This is a genomic window from Nonomuraea sp. NPDC005650 (assembly GCF_040605375.1).
Taxonomy (GTDB): domain Bacteria; phylum Actinomycetota; class Actinomycetes; order Streptosporangiales; family Streptosporangiaceae; genus Nonomuraea.
Genome location: NZ_JBEXCR010000013.1, coordinates 57,723 through 74,764 on the forward strand (window position 1 = coordinate 57,723; position 17,042 = coordinate 74,764).

Below are 17,042 nucleotides of genomic sequence, written 5' to 3' on the forward strand. Positions count from 1 at the left end.
TTCGCACATTGTTACCTCTATGGTCTGTTTCGTGCCGATATGTGCTCGGCGGCCTTCGCCTGGAACGACTCCACGGTCTCCTCTCGCCGGCCTGCTCTCGAAGGAGAACGTCCGGCATCCCGGTTGAGGCTACGAATCGATGCAGATGCGGTCGGTCTTGTTATCGCTCGCGTTCAAGTTCACCCGTTCGCCGGGCGCGATGGTGATGAGGTGTTCCCAGTAGCCGACCCAGTTGTAGAGGTGGACGTAGGCGGTGCTGTGGCCGCGGTTGCGGACGGAGCTGATGTTGTCTTGAAGCCAGGACGGCAGGGGATGGTGGCAGCCGCCGGTTGGAGCTACCCACCTGGAGCCAGTTCCGTTGCGTTCCGTGTAGAAGCACGAGTAAGTCGCGTCGCACTCCCAAGATGCCGCCGCCTGCGCGGGCGTACTGGCGACGCATGAGGTGGCGGCCATGAGCAGACCTAAGACGATTGACGAGTAGCGGCGCATATTCGGGTGCCCTTCCTGTCTGATGCTGCGCTGTTCGACGGGGTGCTGATCTGGCACCAGCATCAGCGGAGCAGCACAGGCGCGTCCACGACCTTCGACCGCAGTCAAAACCCCCTGATCGCAGGCGTTCAGCCTGTGCCGTCACGCGCGTCTGCCGCGTCGGCGCTCCTTTACTGGGCCGACAACCGGGTGATCGTTCGACGTGCCGGCCGAGCTGCGCGGGGTCGCGCCTTGAGGAACGAACGGGCTGATCCGGCGATATTCCTGATGGGGAAGCGTCGGTCCTCAACGGGGAGGCCAGACAATCTTGGAGGGCGGATGCGCATTCATTTCACGCGCGCTGATCTAGCGCGCACGCATATCGCGGACGGGCCGGACGTGATGTGGGAGGTGGTCGGTAGTCTGCAGGCCCTGCAGGGCAGCAACGCAAGGCAGGCGTTCGGACTGTGGCGACGGCAGGTGCGCCACGACCTGCATCGCGCGGGCCTGGCGCGGCCGGTGCGCGGCTGGCTCTTCCCGGTCGCGCCTGATGCTGCTTACTATCCTGACCTGCTCACGCCTCCTGAGAGCGCGCTCGGTCTGGAGGAAGCCCTGGAAGCGATCCAGAACACCTCCCGGCGCCGATTACGCGAGGAGATCGCCCTGCTCGGCGGTGGGCCCGGCCATGGCGCCTGGCTGGACGACCTGCGCGCGGCCCGAACGGGTGCGCTGACCGAACTCGGCGACACCGTGCGCGCCTACCATCGACTCTCGGTAGGGCCGTACTGGCCGACCATCCGCGCCATTGTCGACAGTGACGTCGCCCGGCGCCGCCAAACCCTGCGCGAGGGCGGCGTGAACCGTCTGCTGGAAAGCTTCCGCCCGATGATGCGCTGGCGATTCCCCGTGCTGGAGATTCCTGAGCATCCCTCGGGCCGCGACATCCACCTGAACGGACGCGGGCTGCTGCTGATCCCCTCCTACTTCACTCACCGGCATCCGGCGACCATCTTCAACCCCGAACTGCCGCAGGCCGTCATCTACCCGGCGGACCACGTCCCATACGCAGGCCGGGCCCAGTCTGGGAGCGCTCTCGATCAGTTGCTCGGCGAGACCCGCGCCGCGGTGCTGCGGGCCATCGTCATCGGCGGTACGACGAGCGACCTGGCCCAGCGCGTCGGCGTGTCCCCGGCCACGATCAGTCATCACACCGGAATCCTGCGCGAGGCGGGACTGATCATCAGTCGGCGCGACGCCACCACGATGCTGCACACGCTGACCCCGCTGGGTAGGGCCCTTGTGGCCGGCCACGTACCGATGGGGTCGTCGAGACAACCGTAAAGATCACTGTGGCCGAAGGGGCGCTCCCCCATAAGGCATGGACGAGGTCGGTGATCGCTGTTTTCGACCAGCCCAAGACTCGTGACCTTCCGGTACGTGTGTCGGCCAGCTCACGGGCGGCTTCCCGCGCTCTGCCAGCGTGCGTCTTCGTTGGCGTCGTACAGGTCGAGCAACGACCTCACATCGCCGGGGGTGACGTAGCTGTTCTTCCCACATTCCAGCCGCGACAGCGCGGACGGCGTGACCCCGGTCTGCTCAGCGACCTGTGGTCCGGTCAGGCCCCGCTCCTCGCGTAGCTGAGAGAGGAGCATCCCCGGCTGGAGCCGTCGAACGGGTGGGCTGATCCGAGATTCAGGCATACGGACGATTCCTCCGCCGATCGTCCCTGGGCTGTAGATGCAATCTAGGCCCGGACCGGTAGCTTTTCATCGGCTGGTACGGCGATCTTGGCTCTTGCGCGGGGCCGGGGCCGGCGAACCGGCCCCGGCCGGGGAAGTGGTGGATGAGCCCTTCTTCGCGGAGTTTTCGCAGCGCGATGGTGTTGGTGATGGCGGCCAGCCCGTAGCGGTCCATCAGCTCCTGCTCCAGCGGGAGCGGGTCGCCGGGTTTGAGGCTGCCGGAGGTGATGGCGTCGCGCAGGTCCTGGACCAGGCGGCGGGACGGGGCCACGGGGGCGCTCGTCTTGTCGCCGGTCACGTACGTGCCCTTGGCGTGAACGCTCTGGACGCGGCCCTGCTCGCGCAGCAGCTTGATCGCGTCCCGCACAGTGTTGCGGCTCACCTGAAGCGGGCGCCGAGCTCCACCTCGGACGGCAGCTTGGCGCCTGGCTTCAACCTTCCCTTGTCGGCGGCGATGGCTGCGGCAACCAGGCCAAGGCGGCCAGGCACTACCAGCGGGTCAAAGCCCGGAGGATGCCACCGTCACAGCGGTGATGGTTGTCCCTCCGAACCCACGACCGCCATCCTTATCAGTAGTCGCCTGGTCGCTACAGGTCTTTCGCAGTTGAGTGCTGCTACTTCTCACCGACACTCCAGGCTGAGCCGGCCCCCGAGTGCTGTCGAAACCGACCGGCAAACGCTGCTGCTGGTCACCAGCAAAGCCACGCGACCGCAGCAGTGGCGAGGAGGATGCGACTTCCACGACGGAAATCGCACCCGCAACTCGTAGGCGCAACCGCCAACATTCCCCCGACCTTCGCCAGCTCTTTGTGCTCGGCCAGCCGCCGCTAGTAGTACCTGCCGGACGTCCAACACGCGGGTGCTCGGATGGGCGCGCTCCCGCTGGCTCGGCGCAACGTGGTGTGCCGAGCTGGGACTGTCGTGGGCGGCCCGCGTCGGCCGCCCACATCACGGCACCATGGTTCGGACCGACGACGACACGGGCGGCAAGATCATTCCGCGTGTACTCCGCAACCAACGGCACTCGCGGGCCACGGCTGACACACAGTGGCACACGCGGAGCGGCGTCGCGCAGACGTTACCCCTCGACCACGCCACCCGGCGCGCTCCGGGCAACTGCGCCTACGTGAAAAAGCGAGGGCCAGGACTTGCCGTTCCCCGACGGCTCGTTCGACCTGGTGGTCTCCAGCCTCGCCGTCCACCACATCCCCGCCGACGCGCGAGCGGAAGCGCTGCGTCAGATGTTCCGCGTGCTGCGGCCCGGCGGCCGCCTGCTCATCTCCGAGTTCCGCCCGCCGGCCAACCGCGTGGCCAGACACCTCATAGGCACCCTGAGCGGCCCGGCCATGCGGCGCGCCCCCCGCGACCTGCTCGGCACCCTGATCCCCGACGCCAGTTTCCGGGTGGAGGCCGAGGGCGACCTGCCCTACCTGCTCTACTTCGTCCGCGCCACGCGGCTGTAGAACTGGGGGAAGATCAACCCTCCCCGGCGGGCCGGGAATCCCATGCGGCCAGCACCCGGTGCTCCTTCTCGCCGGCGAGACCGAGCGGCGGGACGCCAGGTGCGGTCCGCACCGCGCCACCTGACCGCAACCACTCCCAGGTGTCCCGTACGGATTCGCCGAACGGGCGGGTACGCAGTCCTGCCGCTCTCGCCGAAGCGCCGGACACGGCCCAGAAACCGGCGGCGTCCGGCACGTCCGGGATCCACAGGGGAAGCTCCGCCCATGGTTGTACCCCTTGAGACAGCAGGAAGCCCTCGTCCATCCACACGGGAGTGGCCTCCGACACCGTCGCCCGCACGCAGTCGTCGACCAGCCGGCCCATCGTGGTGTTCGGCCCGTCCGGGACGACGTTGTGGATGCCGCCCGCCTGCGCCTCGACCTGGTCCAGCACGAATGCCGAGAGGTCACGCACGTCGATCAGCTGCAGGCCGCGCGCCGGGGCGCCGGGCGCGATCACCCGGCCGCCCTCGGCGATCCTGGTGAGCCACCACGGCAACTGTCCCAGGTTGTCGTACGGCCCCACGATCGACCCGGCGCGCGCGACCAGGCAGGCGCCAAGCCCGTAGGTCTGCTCGACCGCCAGTTCGCAGCCGCGTTTGTGAACGCGCAAGTTCTCCAGGTCCGCCGGGTCGCCGTCCTGGTCGGCCGCACCGGGCCAGGTCGCGGCCGACTCGTCCGTCGACGCGGTGTCCCAGGTCCGGTAGACGGCCGTGGTCGAGACGAACGCGTAGAAGGGGGCCGACCCGGCCGTCGCCCGCGCGGTGCGCAGGACGTGGGCCGGTATCAGGCCGCCCGGGTCGATGACCGCGTCGAACCCACGGCCGGCGAGCGGCCGGATGCCCTCGTCCGTGGACCTGTCGCCGCGAAGCGCCTCGACGCCGTCGACGTCCTTGCCGGTCAGCCCACGGTTGAAGGTGGTGACCTCGTGCCCCCTGCCGAGTGCGTCGCCCACGATGGCGCGGCCGACGAACGACGTTCCGCCGATGATTAACAGCTTCATGTTCCCACCCAGGTGATCGCCGTTGACAACAGATGTTGTCGCACGCATCATGGTGAGGTCGTAAACAAGTGTTGTCAAGGGAGTCGCCGTGGGGAGCGTGTCCGACGAGGTGACCACCGCCGTCGAGCAACTGGCGTGGAGAATGGCGCGGGAAATGCTGCAGCTCGAACCGGACGCAGGGCCTCGATCGGGCCTGCCGGACGCGGACGCGCGGCAGTTGTGGCTGGCCGCGCTGACCTCGTTGCTGGCGATCCGGGACAGCGCGGAGGTACTGGCGGCCTCCGCCGCGCTGTCCGCGGCACAGCGCGGCGCCGACTATCCCGCGATCGGCGACGCGGCCGGGATGACCAGGCAAGGCGCCCGGCGCAAGTGGCCGGGTCTGGCGGGGCTCAGCGACGAACGGCAGCGCAAGCTCCGATGGTGGAGCCGCCGCGGGGACCAGTTCACGCAGTGTGCCCGTGCCGTGCTGGCGACGTCGGGCGAAGGGCCGCGCCTGGCCATCCTCCGCGAACGGCTCGACGACATCGAGCAGGCGTCTCCTGCGCAGCGAATCGACGCGTTCGACCTGGCGCTGGTGGACGCGCACACGGTGGCGGTGAGCGCTCCCGCGCCTGCCGAGCCCATCGCGGAGCGCGCGAGCGGGCTGCTCGCCGCGTTGACCGCGGACGCGTATGCCGCCATGAGCAGCCATTCGGCCCTGGCGATCCGTGAGGACCTCGCCTGCGGGACGGCCGGCTGTCCTTCTGAGCCGATCGTGGAGCTGTGGCGCCCCGACTTCGGTCACCGGCCCGTACCGGCCTGCCGTGAGCACGCCGTGGAGGCCCTGGGGCAGCCGGGCACCAGGCTCGTGGCCGCGTACCAGCCGGACGTGGCGCTCTCGGTGTTCGCCGAAGCGCACCCGAACACTAGGAGGCGGCGAGGACGGCCATGATTGTCGAGGTGCAATTCTCTACAGAGAGCGTGACAGGTGGAGTTACGTCAGCTCGGGCCGTCAGCTGAGGCATCAGGATCTGCGGATGGGCGGGCAGCGGCATCGGGTGTTCGGTGCTCTGGCCGCCCTCATGACGAGGCAAGATCGTACGCATGACTTTGGCCATCCCCATGTTGCACACCGCCCGCCTGCGACTGCGACCCTTCACCGACGCCGACGCGGCCCCCCTCTTCGCGCTGCACAGCAGCACCTACGTGCTGCGCTACTGGGACTCCCCGCCGTGGAACGAACGGGCCCGCGCCGAGCGCTTCATCGCGGCCTGCCGGAAGATGGCGGACGAAGGCACCGGGGCGCGGGTGGCCATCGACCGTGTTTCTGACGGTGCCTTCATCGGCTGGTGCAGCCTGACCCTATGGAACCCGGACCATCGCAGCGCGCGGTTGGGCTACTGCCTCGACGATGCGGTGTGGGGCCACGGCTACGCGACGGAGGCCGCGCGCGCCTTGCTGCAGTGGGCGTTCGACTCACTGGACCTGAATCGAGTTCAGGCCGAGACCGATACGCGCAACGGGGCATCTGCCCGGGTCCTGGAGAAGATCGGATTCGTGCGTGAAGGTACGTTGCGGGAGGACTGCGTGGTGAACGGCGAGGTATCCGACTCGTGGGTGTTCGGGTTGCTCAGGCGAGAGTGGCGGCCGTCGGCCGTGCCGATCCCCGGCCACTGAGGCTTCCTCGACAGCGCCGCCGTAGGGCGAGCTCGATGGTCACAGGGAGTCTTTAAGGTCCATTATCACCAGTAAGCGGAAATATCGTCAAAAGTCTCCACTGAGGGTTCAACGATACGGTTGAAGGGATTGCGCCCCCTACATAGAAGGACGACTCCGTGACGATCGAACTCAGCCGGTCCGAACTCCGCGCAGTCACCGCCTACGCGGTGGCGTGCGCGCGGCCCGTACTGGCGATCTTCGAACGTGAACGCCCCGACGATCCGCGCCCACGAGCCGCGATCGACTCAGCGCAGGCGTTCGCGGACGGAGCCGAGCGGACCAAGGTGCTCCGTGACAACGCTTGGGCGGCGCACCGGGCGGCGCAGGAGACCCGCGACGCGGGACAGGCCGCGGCGAGCGACGCCGCGCGGGCGGCCGCCAACGCGTGCGGCGCGGCGTTCCTCCACCCCCTGGCAAAAGCCACCCAGGTCAAGCACATCCTCGGATCGGCCGCTCATGCCGCACGAGCAGCCGAGCTCTCCGCCGGAGACGATCCCACCGTCGCAGCCGACCACATCACGCGATCGCGGACCCTTGCCGATCCCGTCGTGACGGACGTCCTGAGGCGTTACCCGGCCGCCCCGCCCGGCGGTGGACGCGTCGGTGAGCTGATCCGCCGGCTGGATGCGTCGCTCCGGTGCACGGAGGGACGTCAGCCGCAGTCGGCAGGTGGCCGGCCCCCCGGCAGAAAATCAGACGACACCTCATGATCGGCGACAGTAGGGTGCTTGCTGTGCGGGACGAGGTCTACGACTACAACCAGGAACGCTGGGAAGCCCTCGTGGCGGCGGACGCCCTGTTCACCCGTCCCATGCTCGACCTGGACGCGGAGAAGGCCCGGGCTTACCTGGGCCTGGAGAGGCTGGGCGTCCCAGGCGACCTGGCGGGCCGGAAAGTGCTCTGCCTGGCGGGAGGGGGAGGCCAGCAGTCCGCGGCCTTCGCTCTGCTCGGAGCCGACGTGACGGTTCTCGACATCTCGTCCGGGCAGTTGGAGCGCGACCGCCTGGCCGCCGAGCACTACGGCGTCGACGTGCGCACGGTCCAGGGAGACATGCGGGACCTGTCGGCCCTGGATGGCGCTTCGTTCGACCTGGTCTGGCATCCGTACTCGCTGACGTTCGTCCCGGATTCCCGGGTCGTCTTCCGCGAGTTCGCGAAAGTCGTCGCAACAGGCGGCCACTATTACGTGATGTGCGCCAACCCGTTCTTCTCGGGGCTCACTCACGACTCGTGGAACGGGGAGGGCTACCCGCTCAAGCAGCCGTACACGGACGAGGCCGCGACCTCTTATCCCGACCAGCACTGGGTTTACGACCGGAAGCCGTCCGGCCACCAGATCTGCGAACCCAGGGAATACAGGCAGACGCTGAGCCGAATCGTCAACAGCCTCATTCAGGCGGGCTTCGTGCTGACCTACATTTCCGAAGTCCGAAACGGCCACCCCGATGCGGAACCGGGGAGCTGGGTGCACTTCACGTCGGTAGCCCCGCCGTGGCTGGAATTCGTCTGGCAGTTCCACCCCGGCATCCTCGAAAGGCGAGGGTGATTTACAGCGGCTTGGTAGGGGCGGCCGGAGGCGGGATGCCTCCGGCCGTGATCACGGGATGGGCCGGTCGCTGAGCTTGCAGCCGCGCGGCCGCTCCGGTCTGTCGCCGGTCCAGCCCGCCTCGGACGTCCATGCCGCGTAGTACAGGTACGTGCCCTTCGTGAGTCCTTCGGCGCTCTCGGCCGCGATCGCCGCATTTTGCGCCAGGACGGTACCGGTCCTGGGGTCGAGGATGGTGGTGTACCGCTCGGCCACCTCGTCGTCCGCGCCGAACTCGGCGGTGAATCCCTCGCTTTTGATGAAGGCGACCGCGAGGCCTGGACGCCCGAGCGGGTCGATGGTCGTTCCGCCTACCTTGGTGGTCGGCAGTCCGGCCAGGAGACGGAGGGCGGCCGCCCGTACCGCGGGGCTGACCGGCATCTCCAGCAGCACCGACGTACGAGACAGGAATTCTTCGAAGCTCTGGCGACCCGAGTCCGCCTGCCATTGGCCGCGCAGCTTCTCCCGCAGCCCGTCGACGTCGGCGGGCAGTGCCGCGAGGTCGGCCAACGTGAGGTCGCCCAACCGCCGGTCGCCGAACACGCCACCCGGCTCGACGGCACGCGTATACACGCACTTGGCGGGCTCGCTGCTCACCCGCATCTTCTTGCAGTCCTTGGCAGCCCTGCCCGGAGTGCATACCTGCTGGACCACCGACGGGGAGCCGGCCGCCTTCCAGCTGCGCTCGTCGGCGGGGGTGGCGGGACGCACGTACTCCTCTCGCCTCCGCACCTGGACAGGATTGCGTGGATCGCGAGGCTGCCAGAGGTCGATGCGGGAGCCGGACAGCACGTTGAACGACTCCTTCCCGGCCTTCACCCGAATCAGCGTGCTGTTGAGCAGCGGTCTGCGCCAGTACGCGCCGGTCTGGGCAGGGAGCCTGGCGACATCGTCCGCGAGCCGGAGCAGGGCGTCGTTGCCGCGGGCAGGAGTGATCACCGGTGCGGGAGCCGGCGTCAGGATCGACACCAAGGCGATGACGGCGGTGATGACGGCGACGGTCGCCACAGCCGTCCAACCCCAGAAGAGGTGGCGGCGCCGGACGCGCCGCACGGGCTCGTGCATGATCGCCAACAGCCGGGTGTGTGCCCTGTCGACCACCTCCGGGGAGGGCGGCGACGTCTTGGGGAGGGACCTGGCCAGCAGGTCGAACTCATCCATGATTGTCCTCCAGAGGGTTGACGTCGCCGAGCGCCTTACGGAGTTGTTTGCGGGCACGGTTGAGGCGGGACGCGACCGTGCCGGCCGGGATGTTCAGGGCGGTGGAGACCTCGGCGTGGCTGAGGCCGCCCAACGCGTGGAGCAGGACGACGTCGCGGTCCCTGCGGTTGAGCCCGGCCAGTGCTCCGGCCAGCCTGCCGGTCAGCTCGCTCGCCGCCACCCGCGTCAAGGTGGCGTCCTCGTGGCTGTGTTCCGGGCGCTCCGCCGTCCGGCTGAGTGCCTTCCACTTGCGCAGCTCGCTCCGGTGGTGCCGCGCGATGAGATGGGTGGCGATCCCGTACAGCCAGGGCCGCACCGCGCCGCGCGAGGCGTCGTAGCCTCCCCGGTACGCCGCCAGGAACACCTCGGCGGCCAGATCGTCGGCGAGGTCTTCGGATAACCGCCCGGCGATGTAACGATGGATTCCCGCGAAGTGCGCGGTGAAGATCTCCTCCCATTCGGCCCGGAGATCAGGCGGGTCGGTGAGGTCGGACGGTATGGCCATGCAGGCATCTCCGCTGGGGTCGAGTGAACGCAGAACACCTCTTGTTGCCCGAAGCCCCGCGGTGCTTTCACGCGACGGCCACCACGACCCGCTGTTCGGGAATGGAACGCCCTGCGCCTGCACGACGTCGCCTCCCGGCCGGTCGTAAGCAGAAGGCCCGGCGCCCCTGCCCCGCCTATCGTCCTGCGCATGCTCTGCGACCACGGCGAAACCGCCGGCTCCCGGCACAAGCGATTTCGGCCTCTCGCGGTAACCTCTTCGAGATCAGCTGAAGGGCGGATTCTCGCCTGAGCCTCCGCGGGCTGCTTGGCCAAGATGGCCGCCGTGGCGGGCGTGCGCGGCAGCTCGGCGCGGCGGTGGCGGGCGTGCGCGGTGTGATCGGCAGCGGTGTGATCGGCGAGCGTGAGGACGCGGCCGGCGGCGGGGCGGCTCAGCTCATGCCGACGGTCTGCCGCTCGGGCTCGACGACGGCGACGACTCGGTCCTGGTCTCGCGAATAGGGCTGGCCGATGTACTTCGTGGAGATCTGGTCGATGATCTCCCAGGCCGCGTCGCCTTCGAGCCATTCGATGACCCGGCCGCGGATGATGACGGGCTGGAACGGGTTGTCGGCGGGCGTCAAGGAGAGCGCCACCCGCGGGTCGCGGCGCAGGTTGCGGGCCTTGCGCGAGTGCGGACCTGTGAGGAAGACGATGTGGTCGCCGTGGGTGCCGACCCAGAGCGGGACGCTGTGGGGTGAGCCGTCCGGCAGGACGGTGGCAAGGTGGGCCAGCGCAGTGCTGTCGAGAACGCGGCGTACGTCGGGGTTGAGCATCTTCTTCTCCTGGCTGGGTTGTCGGTGAGCCATGCGACATGGTCGGCGGTCGGGCGGGCACCGCCAGAGGATCAGCGCTGGACCTCGTAGTGGAGGTGAGTCACGCCGGGTGCCGGGACGGCTTCGATCAGGCGCAGGCGTACGTGCTCGGGCAGCGACTGGAAGAAGGGGCGGCCGGCGCCGAGCAGGACGGGCACCTGGTGGAGGATCACCTCGTCGACGAGCCCCGCCTTCAGGGCCTCGGTCGCGATGCCGCCGCCCATGAGGCCGACGTCCTTGCCGTCGGCGGCCTGGCGAGCCGCCGCGATCGCGTCCTGGATGCCGGTGGTGATGAGGGTCTGGCGTTCGGTCAGCTCCGGCGCGGGCCGGTGGCTGAGGACGAACAGCCGGGCCGCCGGGTGGGGGCTGCCGCCGCCGAAGTGGTCGGAGTCCTCGTAAGTGTTGCGTCCCGCCACGATCGCGCCCACGCGTGCGGCGAGGGCGTCGAAGACGTGGGCGCTGGGCTTGCTGAGCCGGAACCCGTCGAACACCTGGCTGGGGGTGTCGCCGTCGAAGTACCAGTCGAAGAGGGTCGTTGCGTCGCCGAGTCCGTGGCCTGGGCCGGGGTTGCGGCCGGTGAGGTAGCCGTCGACCGATACCGCGTGGGCGCTGAGGACTTTGCTCATCTGCGCGATCCTTTCGGGGTTCCTTGAGGAGACTCCATGACCGTAACACTCGGAGTTCCGTAAGGGAACCCCAACGGGTAGACTGCCCCCATGCAACGCACGAACTTCGGGGACATGGCCTGCTCCATCGCCCGCACCCTCGACGTGATCGGAGAGCCCTGGTCACCGCTGATCCTGCGCGACATCTGGGCCGGCATGACCCGCTTCGACCAGCTCCAGGCCGATCTCGGGATCTCCCGCAAGGTGCTGACCGAGCGGCTTCACTACCTCGTCGACCAGGGCGTGCTCGAACGCCGCCCCTACGACAACCGGCCGCGTTACGAGTACCACCTGACGACCAAGGGTGCCGAGCTGGTCGATCTGCTCATGGTCATGGCCGGCTGGGGTGACAAGTGGCTGGCCGGCGAGGCCGGGCCGCCGGTGCTGTACCGCCATCACGCGTGCGGCGAGATCAGCCGGGTCGATCTACGCTGCGCCCACTGCGGCGAGCCGATGCACGCGGGCGACGTCGACCTGCTGCCGGGCCCAGGCGCAGCTGTCTGACCGAGGGGGCTCAGAGTTTCCCGGCAGCCTTGCCCGCCCCGGGGCGCCCACGGCAGTTGAGGCCGGGGACTGCGGAGATCCAGCCTGCCCGGATCCCCCGGCGGGCGGGGTGCGGCAGCTGTTCGCCGACAGTTGTGACCTTGTCGCGGCGGCAGGCGAGGTAGGTCAGAGGGTGATGGTGCCGCGGATGTAGCCGCCACGCGCGTCAGGATCGCGGCAGATCCACACCTGCCGCCATGGGAGCGGGATCATCGGAGCGCGAATCCTGGCCAGGACATGGGGATCTCGCACCTGACGACCGGTGGAGACGGTTCATGCGAGCGGTCTTTACGCGCCAAAAACGCCGGCCCGGCTCGGTCGCGGCGCCGGCCTGCTCGCCGCCTGCGGCGTGTACGGCATGAAGGCTGCAGGCCGGGCCGACCACGGCCGTCGCCTGGCGGCGCGCCTGCCTGCTCCCGCTCCTCGCCGTGAAAGCTCTACCGTACGGACCGTTTACCGCGAACACGTCGGGTAGCCGAACCGTGTAACAGATGTTCGATTCTTTCAGAGAGGACATCATGATCATCGTTGGGATCATCCTCCTGCTGCTGGGGTGGCTGCTCGGCATCTCGTTGCTGTACACGATCGGCATCATCCTCCTCGTCATCGGCCTGATCTTCCTCGTCCTGGGCTACGTCGGCCGTCCGGTCGGCGGCCGGAAACACTGGTTCTGACGGCCGGCGGTCCGAGGACGTCCGCGAGGTCCTCGGCCTGTGCCCGGTCTGCGAGGGATGCCGTGGCGACTGCCCGGTGAAGATGGATGGCGCTCTACGCGGACCCGCTCGCCGGCCGAGTTCCTCCTCGGTCGGGCGCCGCTGGTGATCCGCGTCCCCGGCCCTGTCGAAAGCCTTCCGCCGCAGACCTGATGGCTTTGTGCATGTTTCGGTTGCTGTCGGCGGGAACGGGGTTTGAGAGGCCCGTCGGTGCCGGCCACGACTGGGGGAGGCTGTCATGGGCACGCGGCAAGACGTGATCTCGGTCCTGGTCACCGATCATCGTGCGGTCGAGCAGATGTTCTCCGAGCTCGACGGTATGAGGGGCGAGATCGGTGAGGAGGCCAAGATACCGGCCGAGCAGGTGGTCATCGAGTTCGTCCGGCACTCTATCGCCGAGGAGGCGTACCTGTATCCGGCCGTGCGCGAGCACGTTCAGGGCGGCGGCAAGCTGGCTGATCAGGAGATCGCCGAGCACACGGACGCCGAACAGACCATGAGGCGGCTCGAGGGGCTGGAGCCCGGTGACGCCGGCTTCTGGCCTACCGTTGACCTGCTGATGAGCCAGATCCGTGCCCACGTCCGGGAAGAGGAGAACGATCTGTTCCCACGGCTGCGTGAGTCCTGCCCGCCCGAGGAACTGAGGGAGTTGGGAGCCAAGGTGGAGCGGGCCAAGAAGATCGCCCCCACCCGCCCACGTCCGGCCGCACCCGGCACCTCGCCGGCCGGCAAACTGACGGCGCTGAGGGCAGGGCTCGTGGATCGGATCCGCGATGCGCTGACCGGCCGCGGGCGCCTCTAGCCGGCAGACGGTCTCCGGCCCGGCGAGCCCCGCGACCGATGTCGGCACGCGGGCCCCGTCGACGCCACGTGATGCGAGGCGGCCGTTGACGCCACGTGGTGCGAGGCGGCCGTCGATGGGACGTGGTGCGAGGCATGGTTTGCGGACTATGGACCCTCCTGAGCACCTACTGAGAGCGCGCGACGCGCTCCACCGCACCCGCGCCCCCGCGAGCCGGGGCCTCTCAGCAGCAGGTCGACGTCCGGGGCTGCCCGGCGCCGGTCTCGACCAGGGACTGCTCCTCGACCGTCTGCGCCGCTGTGGTGCCGCAGGCCGGCCCGGTCTGCCTGGTCAGGGTGTCGGCGTCGGCCTTGACCACGTACACCTCCCCACGGCTCGGCTCCCGGGCCGGTGACCCAGACCTTGTCCTGCAGGGCGTAGCAGCAGGAGGTGTCGTTCTCCTCGAAGGTGACCAGCCCGGCGTCCTTGAGCCGCTGGGTGGCAGCGTTGACCTGAGCGGTGTCCTCGACCTCGACGCCGAGGTGGTCGATGCGGGTCGCCTCGTCCGCCTCCCCTTCGATGAGCACCAGCTTGAGCGGGGGCTCGGCGATGGCGGAGTTGGCGTAGCCGGGGCGGAGCTTGGCCGGTTCGACGCCGAACAGCTTGGAGTAGAAGGCGATCGAGCTCTCCAAGTCGGCGACGCGAAGGGCGAGCTGGACGCGTGACATGCCGGTCTCCCATCTGGTTGTTTCGATGAACATCTAATCAGCTCGAGTTTGCGCCCCTGCTTAGAAGTCTGTCAAATTAGACGTATGTCGAAGCAGGAGTTGCCACTGCTCACCTCCGAGTGCTGCACGCCACTGGTCGCCGAGCCGGTCGCGGAGGACGAGGCGGCCGAGTTGGCGCGGGTGTTCAAGGCTCTGGGCGACCCGATCCGGGTGCGGCTGCTGTCGCTGATCGGTGCGCACGAGGGTGGCCGCGTCACTGGTACGGGGGTGTGCGTGTGCGAGCTGACCGGCGCGTTCGCGGTGACCGCGCCGACGATCTCCCACCATCTCAAGGTGCTGCGTGAGGCCGGCCTGATCGACAGCGAACGGCGTGGCACCTGGGTCTACTACTGGATCATCCCGGCCGCGCTCAAGCGTCCGACCTGCATGCTCGCCCTGCCCGAGACGCTCACTGCGGACGCCGGGTGAGCCTGGCGCGCCGGGGCCGGCCGAGTTCGCCGACACCACAGCGCTGACCACCACAGCGCTGGTCACCACAGCGCTGGTCACCACAGCGCTGGTCACCACAGCGCTGGTCACCACGGCACCGCCTACTGGTTCAGCTCTTCGACGTCCTTCGCAAACCCGACGTTACGGTTGGCCGGGCCGTCACTCACACTTTCGCGGGGAGCCCGCCCACCTCGGTGCCCGGATTCATCGCCGCCCGACTGGTCGGGGTCGCGCTCGGCGCCCTGCTGCTGGCCGCCCTCTACCTGAACGTCAGTGCGCCCAGCCCTGGCCCCGTACACCAGGCAACCGCCGCCGACTTTGCTCGCTAGGAGAAACGTCGTCGGGTGTGCACGACGCCGGTCGCTCCCAGATGACCGACCGGGAAGGCCGGGCGCGGGACCGGTCCCGGGACGGGTGCGTTACGGTCGCGGCAGCCGACGATCTTGGAGGGGCCATGCCGGCCTGCTGGGCACGTTCCGCGCTGCTCGTACTGATCCCCGCCCTCGTGTCCTGCGGCGGCGGGCAGCCCGCCGCCGGACCTTCGCCTGCCGCTGCCCAGACCAGCGTGCCCGCCGCCCCCGAGTCGACCCCCACGACGACGACCCCATCGCCATCGGCGTTCTGCCTCGATCTGAACACCTTCAACGTGGCGCTGGTGATGTACGCCTCCACAGTGGGCAAGGCGATCGAGAACCAGCCGGTCGACTTCAAGGAGGCGCGCCGGCTCGCCGGGATCATCGCCGACTACGCGAAGTCGATGGAGCGCAGCGTGCCCCCCGACATCGCCGACGCCTTTCACAACCAGGTGAAGGCGGTTCGTGGGTCGTCGCGCAAGTTGTCCACCCGCAACAGGGTTTTCGAGATCGTCGACCCGATGTACAACGACAAGGCGGTGGCCGCGCGTAAGGCGCTCAGCGCGTACGAGTGCGACTGACGACTGCCGGGAGGGATCACGAAGGCGGGCGTCCTTCGGCGGGCGTCAGCGGGTCGTGGTCCGGCCGGGCGAAGAGGTGCTGAAGCTGCCGACGGCGGACGACGACGTTGCCGCCGTCGAACAGCGGGTACGCCGGTGCCTCCTGCAGCAGGCCCGCCAACGGGTGGGTGTCCGGGTAGCTCTCCGCCCGACCAGGCGCATCGCGTCGTACACCACTTGGACGGCCGTCTCCGAGGAGTAGACCTTGGTGGTGATGGCGAGCTCGGCACCGCGCCCGCCGGTGCGGGCGAAGCCGAGCGCCACCGCAAAAGCCGCCCGCGTCACGCCGACGAGTGCCGCCCCTTCGCCCGCTCCGCATCGCCCTCAGCGGACAGTTCGTGCCCTTCGAGGATCGCGGCGTTAGCTGCGCCGGAGGATGGAGGGGCTGAAGCCCTCGCCGTAGGCGCCCTCCAGCCACGCCGTCAGCCACGCGGCGAGGCTCAGGTGCTGAGGCAGCAGCGGCTCGCCCGGCACCGCTCCGGGCGCCACCGGATCCCAGACCCACATCGACCCGGCCGGATCGCGGCAGTCCACCAGGGACCAGATCGTGCTGCCCCAGTCGCACAGCCAGACCATGCCGTCGGGGACCAGGCGGCGCGGCGCGGTGGTGAACAGTTCGCGGCACTCGACGATGTCGGTGCCCAGCCGGGGGCCGGGCGCGTCGGGGACCCCGAGGACCGCGCCACCCGGGCCGAAGCCGCCGTTGGCCACCTCCAGGTACAGCCGCCGCAGGAGCGGGGGCAGCGGATGGCCGAGCGCCTCCTCGGCTTCGGCCACCGCGGCCAGGGGCGCGGGCGGCGGGAGGGCTGCGGTCTCCCGGATCCGTACGACGATCTCGTCGTCGGAAAGCGGCCGGCGGATCCCGTGATCACGCGGGACCTCGTCGGAAAGCGGCCGGCCGGGCCCGTGATCACGCGGGACGTCATCGGAAAGCGGCCCGCCGAGCCCGCGATCACGCGGGACCTCGTCGGAAAGCGGCCGGCCGGGCCCGTGATCACGCGGGACGTCATCGGAAAGCGGCCCGCCGAGCCCGCGATCACGCGGGACCTCGTCGGAAAGCAGCCGGCCATGCCCGGGATCGCGCGGGACGTCGTCGGGCAGCAGGCGGCGGGCGGCGACGGCGGTCAGGCCGCCCGTCTCGTAGGCGTTCTCCAGATTGCCGCCGAGCGAGGCGGCGAGCCATTCCGCGAGCGTCATGTTCTGGGGGAACAGCGACGGCTCGCCGCCGGGGTCCCAGACCCACATCGGGCCCGCCGGGTCCGTGCAGTCCACCAGGGACCAGGTGGCGCAGCCCCAGTCGAACAGCCACACCATCCCGGGGCGGCCCTCCGGCGGCTCAAGGGTCTCGTGGACCTCGACGATGTCGGCCCATTCGTCGTGGTGCTCGTACGCGCTACCGGAGACCCCGAGAACCCCGTCGCGCGGGCCGAAGCCGCCGTTGGCCACCTCCAGGTACAGCCGCCGCAGCAGCGGGGGCAGCGGATGGCCGATGGCCTCCTCCGCCGCCTTGACCGCCGCCGGCGTCGTCGGCGGGGACAGGCCGGGCTCCGCCCGGATCGCCGCGATCAGCTCGTCTTCGGTCACGTGTGCCATCCTG

22 protein-coding genes and 2 pseudogenes are annotated in these 17,042 nt (G+C 69.3%); 12 read left to right on the plus strand and 12 right to left on the minus strand.

Annotated elements, in window-relative coordinates:
• Positions 1-129: 129 nt before the first annotated feature.
• The gene (locus ABZS69_RS23040) at positions 130-597 is read right to left on the minus strand and encodes a peptidase inhibitor family I36 protein (protein ID WP_355375831.1); all 468 of its coding nucleotides are present in this window, start codon (positions 595-597) and stop codon (positions 130-132) included.
• 210 nt (positions 598-807) lie between these two features.
• On the opposite strand from ABZS69_RS23040, the gene ABZS69_RS23045 reads away from it, so the two are divergent.
• The gene (locus tag ABZS69_RS23045) at positions 808-1,809 is read left to right on the plus strand and encodes a winged helix-turn-helix domain-containing protein (RefSeq protein ID WP_355375834.1); all 1,002 of its coding nucleotides are present in this window, start codon (positions 808-810) and stop codon (positions 1,807-1,809) included.
• A 110-nt stretch (positions 1,810-1,919) separates the two neighbouring features.
• On the opposite strand, the gene ABZS69_RS23050 is transcribed toward ABZS69_RS23045, so the two are convergent.
• Positions 1,920-2,168, minus strand: a complete 249-nt coding sequence (locus tag ABZS69_RS23050; RefSeq protein WP_355375837.1) for a helix-turn-helix transcriptional regulator — start codon at positions 2,166-2,168, stop codon at positions 1,920-1,922.
• The gene (locus ABZS69_RS23055) at positions 2,161-2,589 is read right to left on the minus strand and encodes a GntR family transcriptional regulator (RefSeq protein ID WP_355375840.1); all 429 of its coding nucleotides are present in this window, start codon (positions 2,587-2,589) and stop codon (positions 2,161-2,163) included. Before ABZS69_RS23055 ends, ABZS69_RS23050 begins: the two co-directional genes overlap by 8 nt.
• 763 nt (positions 2,590-3,352) lie before the next feature.
• Between ABZS69_RS23055 and ABZS69_RS23060 the strand changes: the two are divergent.
• Positions 3,353-3,670 (plus strand): annotated as a pseudogene (locus ABZS69_RS23060) (methyltransferase domain-containing protein); the annotation flags it as partial.
• Between the two features lie 13 nt (positions 3,671-3,683).
• Here ABZS69_RS23060 and ABZS69_RS23065 read toward each other — a convergent pair.
• Entirely contained in the window at positions 3,684-4,712 is a 1,029-nt protein-coding gene (locus tag ABZS69_RS23065) for an NAD-dependent epimerase (protein ID WP_355375843.1), read from the minus strand.
• Positions 4,713-4,800: 88 nt separating this feature from the next.
• Between ABZS69_RS23065 and ABZS69_RS23070 the strand changes: the two genes are divergently transcribed.
• The 4 genes from ABZS69_RS23070 (at position 4,801) to ABZS69_RS23085 (ending at position 7,956) form a co-directional block, all read left to right on the plus strand.
• Entirely contained in the window at positions 4,801-5,643 is an 843-nt protein-coding gene (locus ABZS69_RS23070; RefSeq protein WP_355375846.1) for a hypothetical protein, read from the plus strand.
• 152 nt (positions 5,644-5,795) lie between these two features.
• Complete coding sequence (locus tag ABZS69_RS23075; protein WP_355375849.1) at positions 5,796-6,368, plus strand: GNAT family N-acetyltransferase; 573 nt, start codon at positions 5,796-5,798, stop codon at positions 6,366-6,368.
• A gap of 158 nt (positions 6,369-6,526) precedes the next feature.
• Positions 6,527-7,120 (plus strand): putative immunity protein, encoded by a 594-nt coding sequence (locus ABZS69_RS23080; RefSeq protein ID WP_355375852.1) that lies wholly within the window; start codon positions 6,527-6,529, stop codon positions 7,118-7,120.
• Between the two features lie 23 nt (positions 7,121-7,143).
• Positions 7,144-7,956, plus strand: coding sequence for a class I SAM-dependent methyltransferase (locus tag ABZS69_RS23085; protein ID WP_355375855.1), 813 nt, complete (start codon positions 7,144-7,146; stop codon positions 7,954-7,956).
• Positions 7,957-8,007: 51 nt separating this feature from the next.
• On the opposite strand, the gene ABZS69_RS23090 is transcribed toward ABZS69_RS23085, so the two are convergent.
• The 4 genes from ABZS69_RS23090 to ABZS69_RS23105 all read right to left on the minus strand — a co-directional run bounded on the left by ABZS69_RS23090 (position 8,008) and on the right by ABZS69_RS23105 (position 11,179).
• Positions 8,008-9,156, minus strand: a complete 1,149-nt coding sequence (locus ABZS69_RS23090) for a CU044_5270 family protein (protein WP_355375858.1) — start codon at positions 9,154-9,156, stop codon at positions 8,008-8,010.
• On the minus strand, positions 9,149-9,700 hold the full coding sequence (locus ABZS69_RS23095; protein ID WP_355375861.1) for an RNA polymerase sigma factor: 552 nt from the start codon (positions 9,698-9,700) through the stop codon (positions 9,149-9,151). Before ABZS69_RS23095 ends, ABZS69_RS23090 begins: the two co-directional genes overlap by 8 nt.
• Positions 9,701-10,130: 430 nt before the next feature.
• A complete protein-coding gene (locus ABZS69_RS23100; RefSeq protein WP_355375864.1) occupies positions 10,131-10,514 on the minus strand; it encodes a PPOX class F420-dependent oxidoreductase in 384 nt (127 codons plus the stop codon).
• A gap of 71 nt (positions 10,515-10,585) precedes the next feature.
• Positions 10,586-11,179, minus strand: a complete 594-nt coding sequence (locus ABZS69_RS23105) for a dihydrofolate reductase family protein (protein ID WP_355375867.1) — start codon at positions 11,177-11,179, stop codon at positions 10,586-10,588.
• Between the two features lie 90 nt (positions 11,180-11,269).
• Between ABZS69_RS23105 and ABZS69_RS23110 the strand changes: the two genes are divergently transcribed.
• Positions 11,270-11,722: a helix-turn-helix domain-containing protein gene (locus ABZS69_RS23110; protein WP_355375870.1), complete on the plus strand. Its 453-nt coding sequence runs from the start codon at positions 11,270-11,272 to the stop codon at positions 11,720-11,722.
• Positions 11,723-11,887: 165 nt separating this feature from the next.
• On the opposite strand, the gene ABZS69_RS23115 is transcribed toward ABZS69_RS23110, so the two are convergent.
• Entirely contained in the window at positions 11,888-12,013 is a 126-nt protein-coding gene (locus tag ABZS69_RS23115) for a hypothetical protein (RefSeq protein WP_355375873.1), read from the minus strand.
• Between the two features lie 266 nt (positions 12,014-12,279).
• Here ABZS69_RS23115 and ABZS69_RS23120 point away from each other — a divergent pair, with 266 nt between their 5' ends.
• A complete protein-coding gene (locus ABZS69_RS23120; protein ID WP_355375876.1) occupies positions 12,280-12,435 on the plus strand; it encodes a DUF6131 family protein in 156 nt (51 codons plus the stop codon).
• 277 nt (positions 12,436-12,712) lie between these two features.
• A complete protein-coding gene (locus ABZS69_RS23125; RefSeq protein ID WP_355375879.1) occupies positions 12,713-13,276 on the plus strand; it encodes a hemerythrin domain-containing protein in 564 nt (187 codons plus the stop codon).
• A 223-nt stretch (positions 13,277-13,499) separates the two neighbouring features.
• Here the strand turns inward: ABZS69_RS23125 and ABZS69_RS23130 are convergent.
• A pseudogene (locus ABZS69_RS23130) lies at positions 13,500-13,983 on the minus strand (ArsI/CadI family heavy metal resistance metalloenzyme).
• 84 nt (positions 13,984-14,067) lie between these two features.
• On the opposite strand from ABZS69_RS23130, the gene ABZS69_RS23135 reads away from it, so the two are divergent.
• The 3 genes from ABZS69_RS23135 to ABZS69_RS23145 all read left to right on the plus strand — a co-directional run bounded on the left by ABZS69_RS23135 (position 14,068) and on the right by ABZS69_RS23145 (position 15,406).
• Positions 14,068-14,451, plus strand: a complete 384-nt coding sequence (locus ABZS69_RS23135) for a metalloregulator ArsR/SmtB family transcription factor (RefSeq protein ID WP_355375882.1) — start codon at positions 14,068-14,070, stop codon at positions 14,449-14,451.
• A 215-nt stretch (positions 14,452-14,666) separates the two neighbouring features.
• A complete protein-coding gene (locus ABZS69_RS23140; RefSeq protein WP_355375885.1) occupies positions 14,667-14,801 on the plus strand; it encodes a hypothetical protein in 135 nt (44 codons plus the stop codon).
• 125 nt (positions 14,802-14,926) lie between these two features.
• Positions 14,927-15,406, plus strand: coding sequence for a hypothetical protein (locus ABZS69_RS23145; protein ID WP_355375888.1), 480 nt, complete (start codon positions 14,927-14,929; stop codon positions 15,404-15,406).
• 16 nt (positions 15,407-15,422) lie between these two features.
• Here the strand turns inward: ABZS69_RS23145 and ABZS69_RS23150 are convergent, their stop codons facing one another.
• Both ABZS69_RS23150 and ABZS69_RS23155 read right to left on the minus strand, forming a co-directional pair.
• Positions 15,423-15,566: a hypothetical protein gene (locus tag ABZS69_RS23150; RefSeq protein WP_355375891.1), complete on the minus strand. Its 144-nt coding sequence runs from the start codon at positions 15,564-15,566 to the stop codon at positions 15,423-15,425.
• Between the two features lie 239 nt (positions 15,567-15,805).
• A complete protein-coding gene (locus tag ABZS69_RS23155) occupies positions 15,806-17,029 on the minus strand; it encodes an SMI1/KNR4 family protein (RefSeq protein WP_355375894.1) in 1,224 nt (407 codons plus the stop codon).
• Positions 17,030-17,042 lie beyond the last annotated feature (13 nt).

Coding starts and splice junctions, on each gene's coding strand:
- ABZS69_RS23045 (WP_355375834.1), top strand. CDS start 808: ATGCGCATTCATTTCACGCGCGCTGATCTAGCGCGCACGCATATCGCG.
- ABZS69_RS23050 (WP_355375837.1), bottom strand. CDS start 2,168: ATGCCTGAATCTCGGATCAGCCCACCCGTTCGACGGCTCCAGCCGGGG.
- ABZS69_RS23065 (WP_355375843.1), bottom strand. CDS start 4,712: ATGAAGCTGTTAATCATCGGCGGAACGTCGTTCGTCGGCCGCGCCATC.
- ABZS69_RS23075 (WP_355375849.1), top strand. CDS start 5,796: ATGACTTTGGCCATCCCCATGTTGCACACCGCCCGCCTGCGACTGCGA.
- ABZS69_RS23090 (WP_355375858.1), bottom strand. CDS start 9,156: ATGGATGAGTTCGACCTGCTGGCCAGGTCCCTCCCCAAGACGTCGCCG.
- ABZS69_RS23095 (WP_355375861.1), bottom strand. CDS start 9,700: ATGGCCATACCGTCCGACCTCACCGACCCGCCTGATCTCCGGGCCGAA.
- ABZS69_RS23100 (WP_355375864.1), bottom strand. CDS start 10,514: ATGCTCAACCCCGACGTACGCCGCGTTCTCGACAGCACTGCGCTGGCC.
- ABZS69_RS23105 (WP_355375867.1), bottom strand. CDS start 11,179: ATGAGCAAAGTCCTCAGCGCCCACGCGGTATCGGTCGACGGCTACCTC.
- ABZS69_RS23110 (WP_355375870.1), top strand. CDS start 11,270: ATGCAACGCACGAACTTCGGGGACATGGCCTGCTCCATCGCCCGCACC.
- ABZS69_RS23120 (WP_355375876.1), top strand. CDS start 12,280: ATGATCATCGTTGGGATCATCCTCCTGCTGCTGGGGTGGCTGCTCGGC.
- ABZS69_RS23125 (WP_355375879.1), top strand. CDS start 12,713: ATGGGCACGCGGCAAGACGTGATCTCGGTCCTGGTCACCGATCATCGT.
- ABZS69_RS23135 (WP_355375882.1), top strand. CDS start 14,068: ATGTCGAAGCAGGAGTTGCCACTGCTCACCTCCGAGTGCTGCACGCCA.
- ABZS69_RS23145 (WP_355375888.1), top strand. CDS start 14,927: ATGCCGGCCTGCTGGGCACGTTCCGCGCTGCTCGTACTGATCCCCGCC.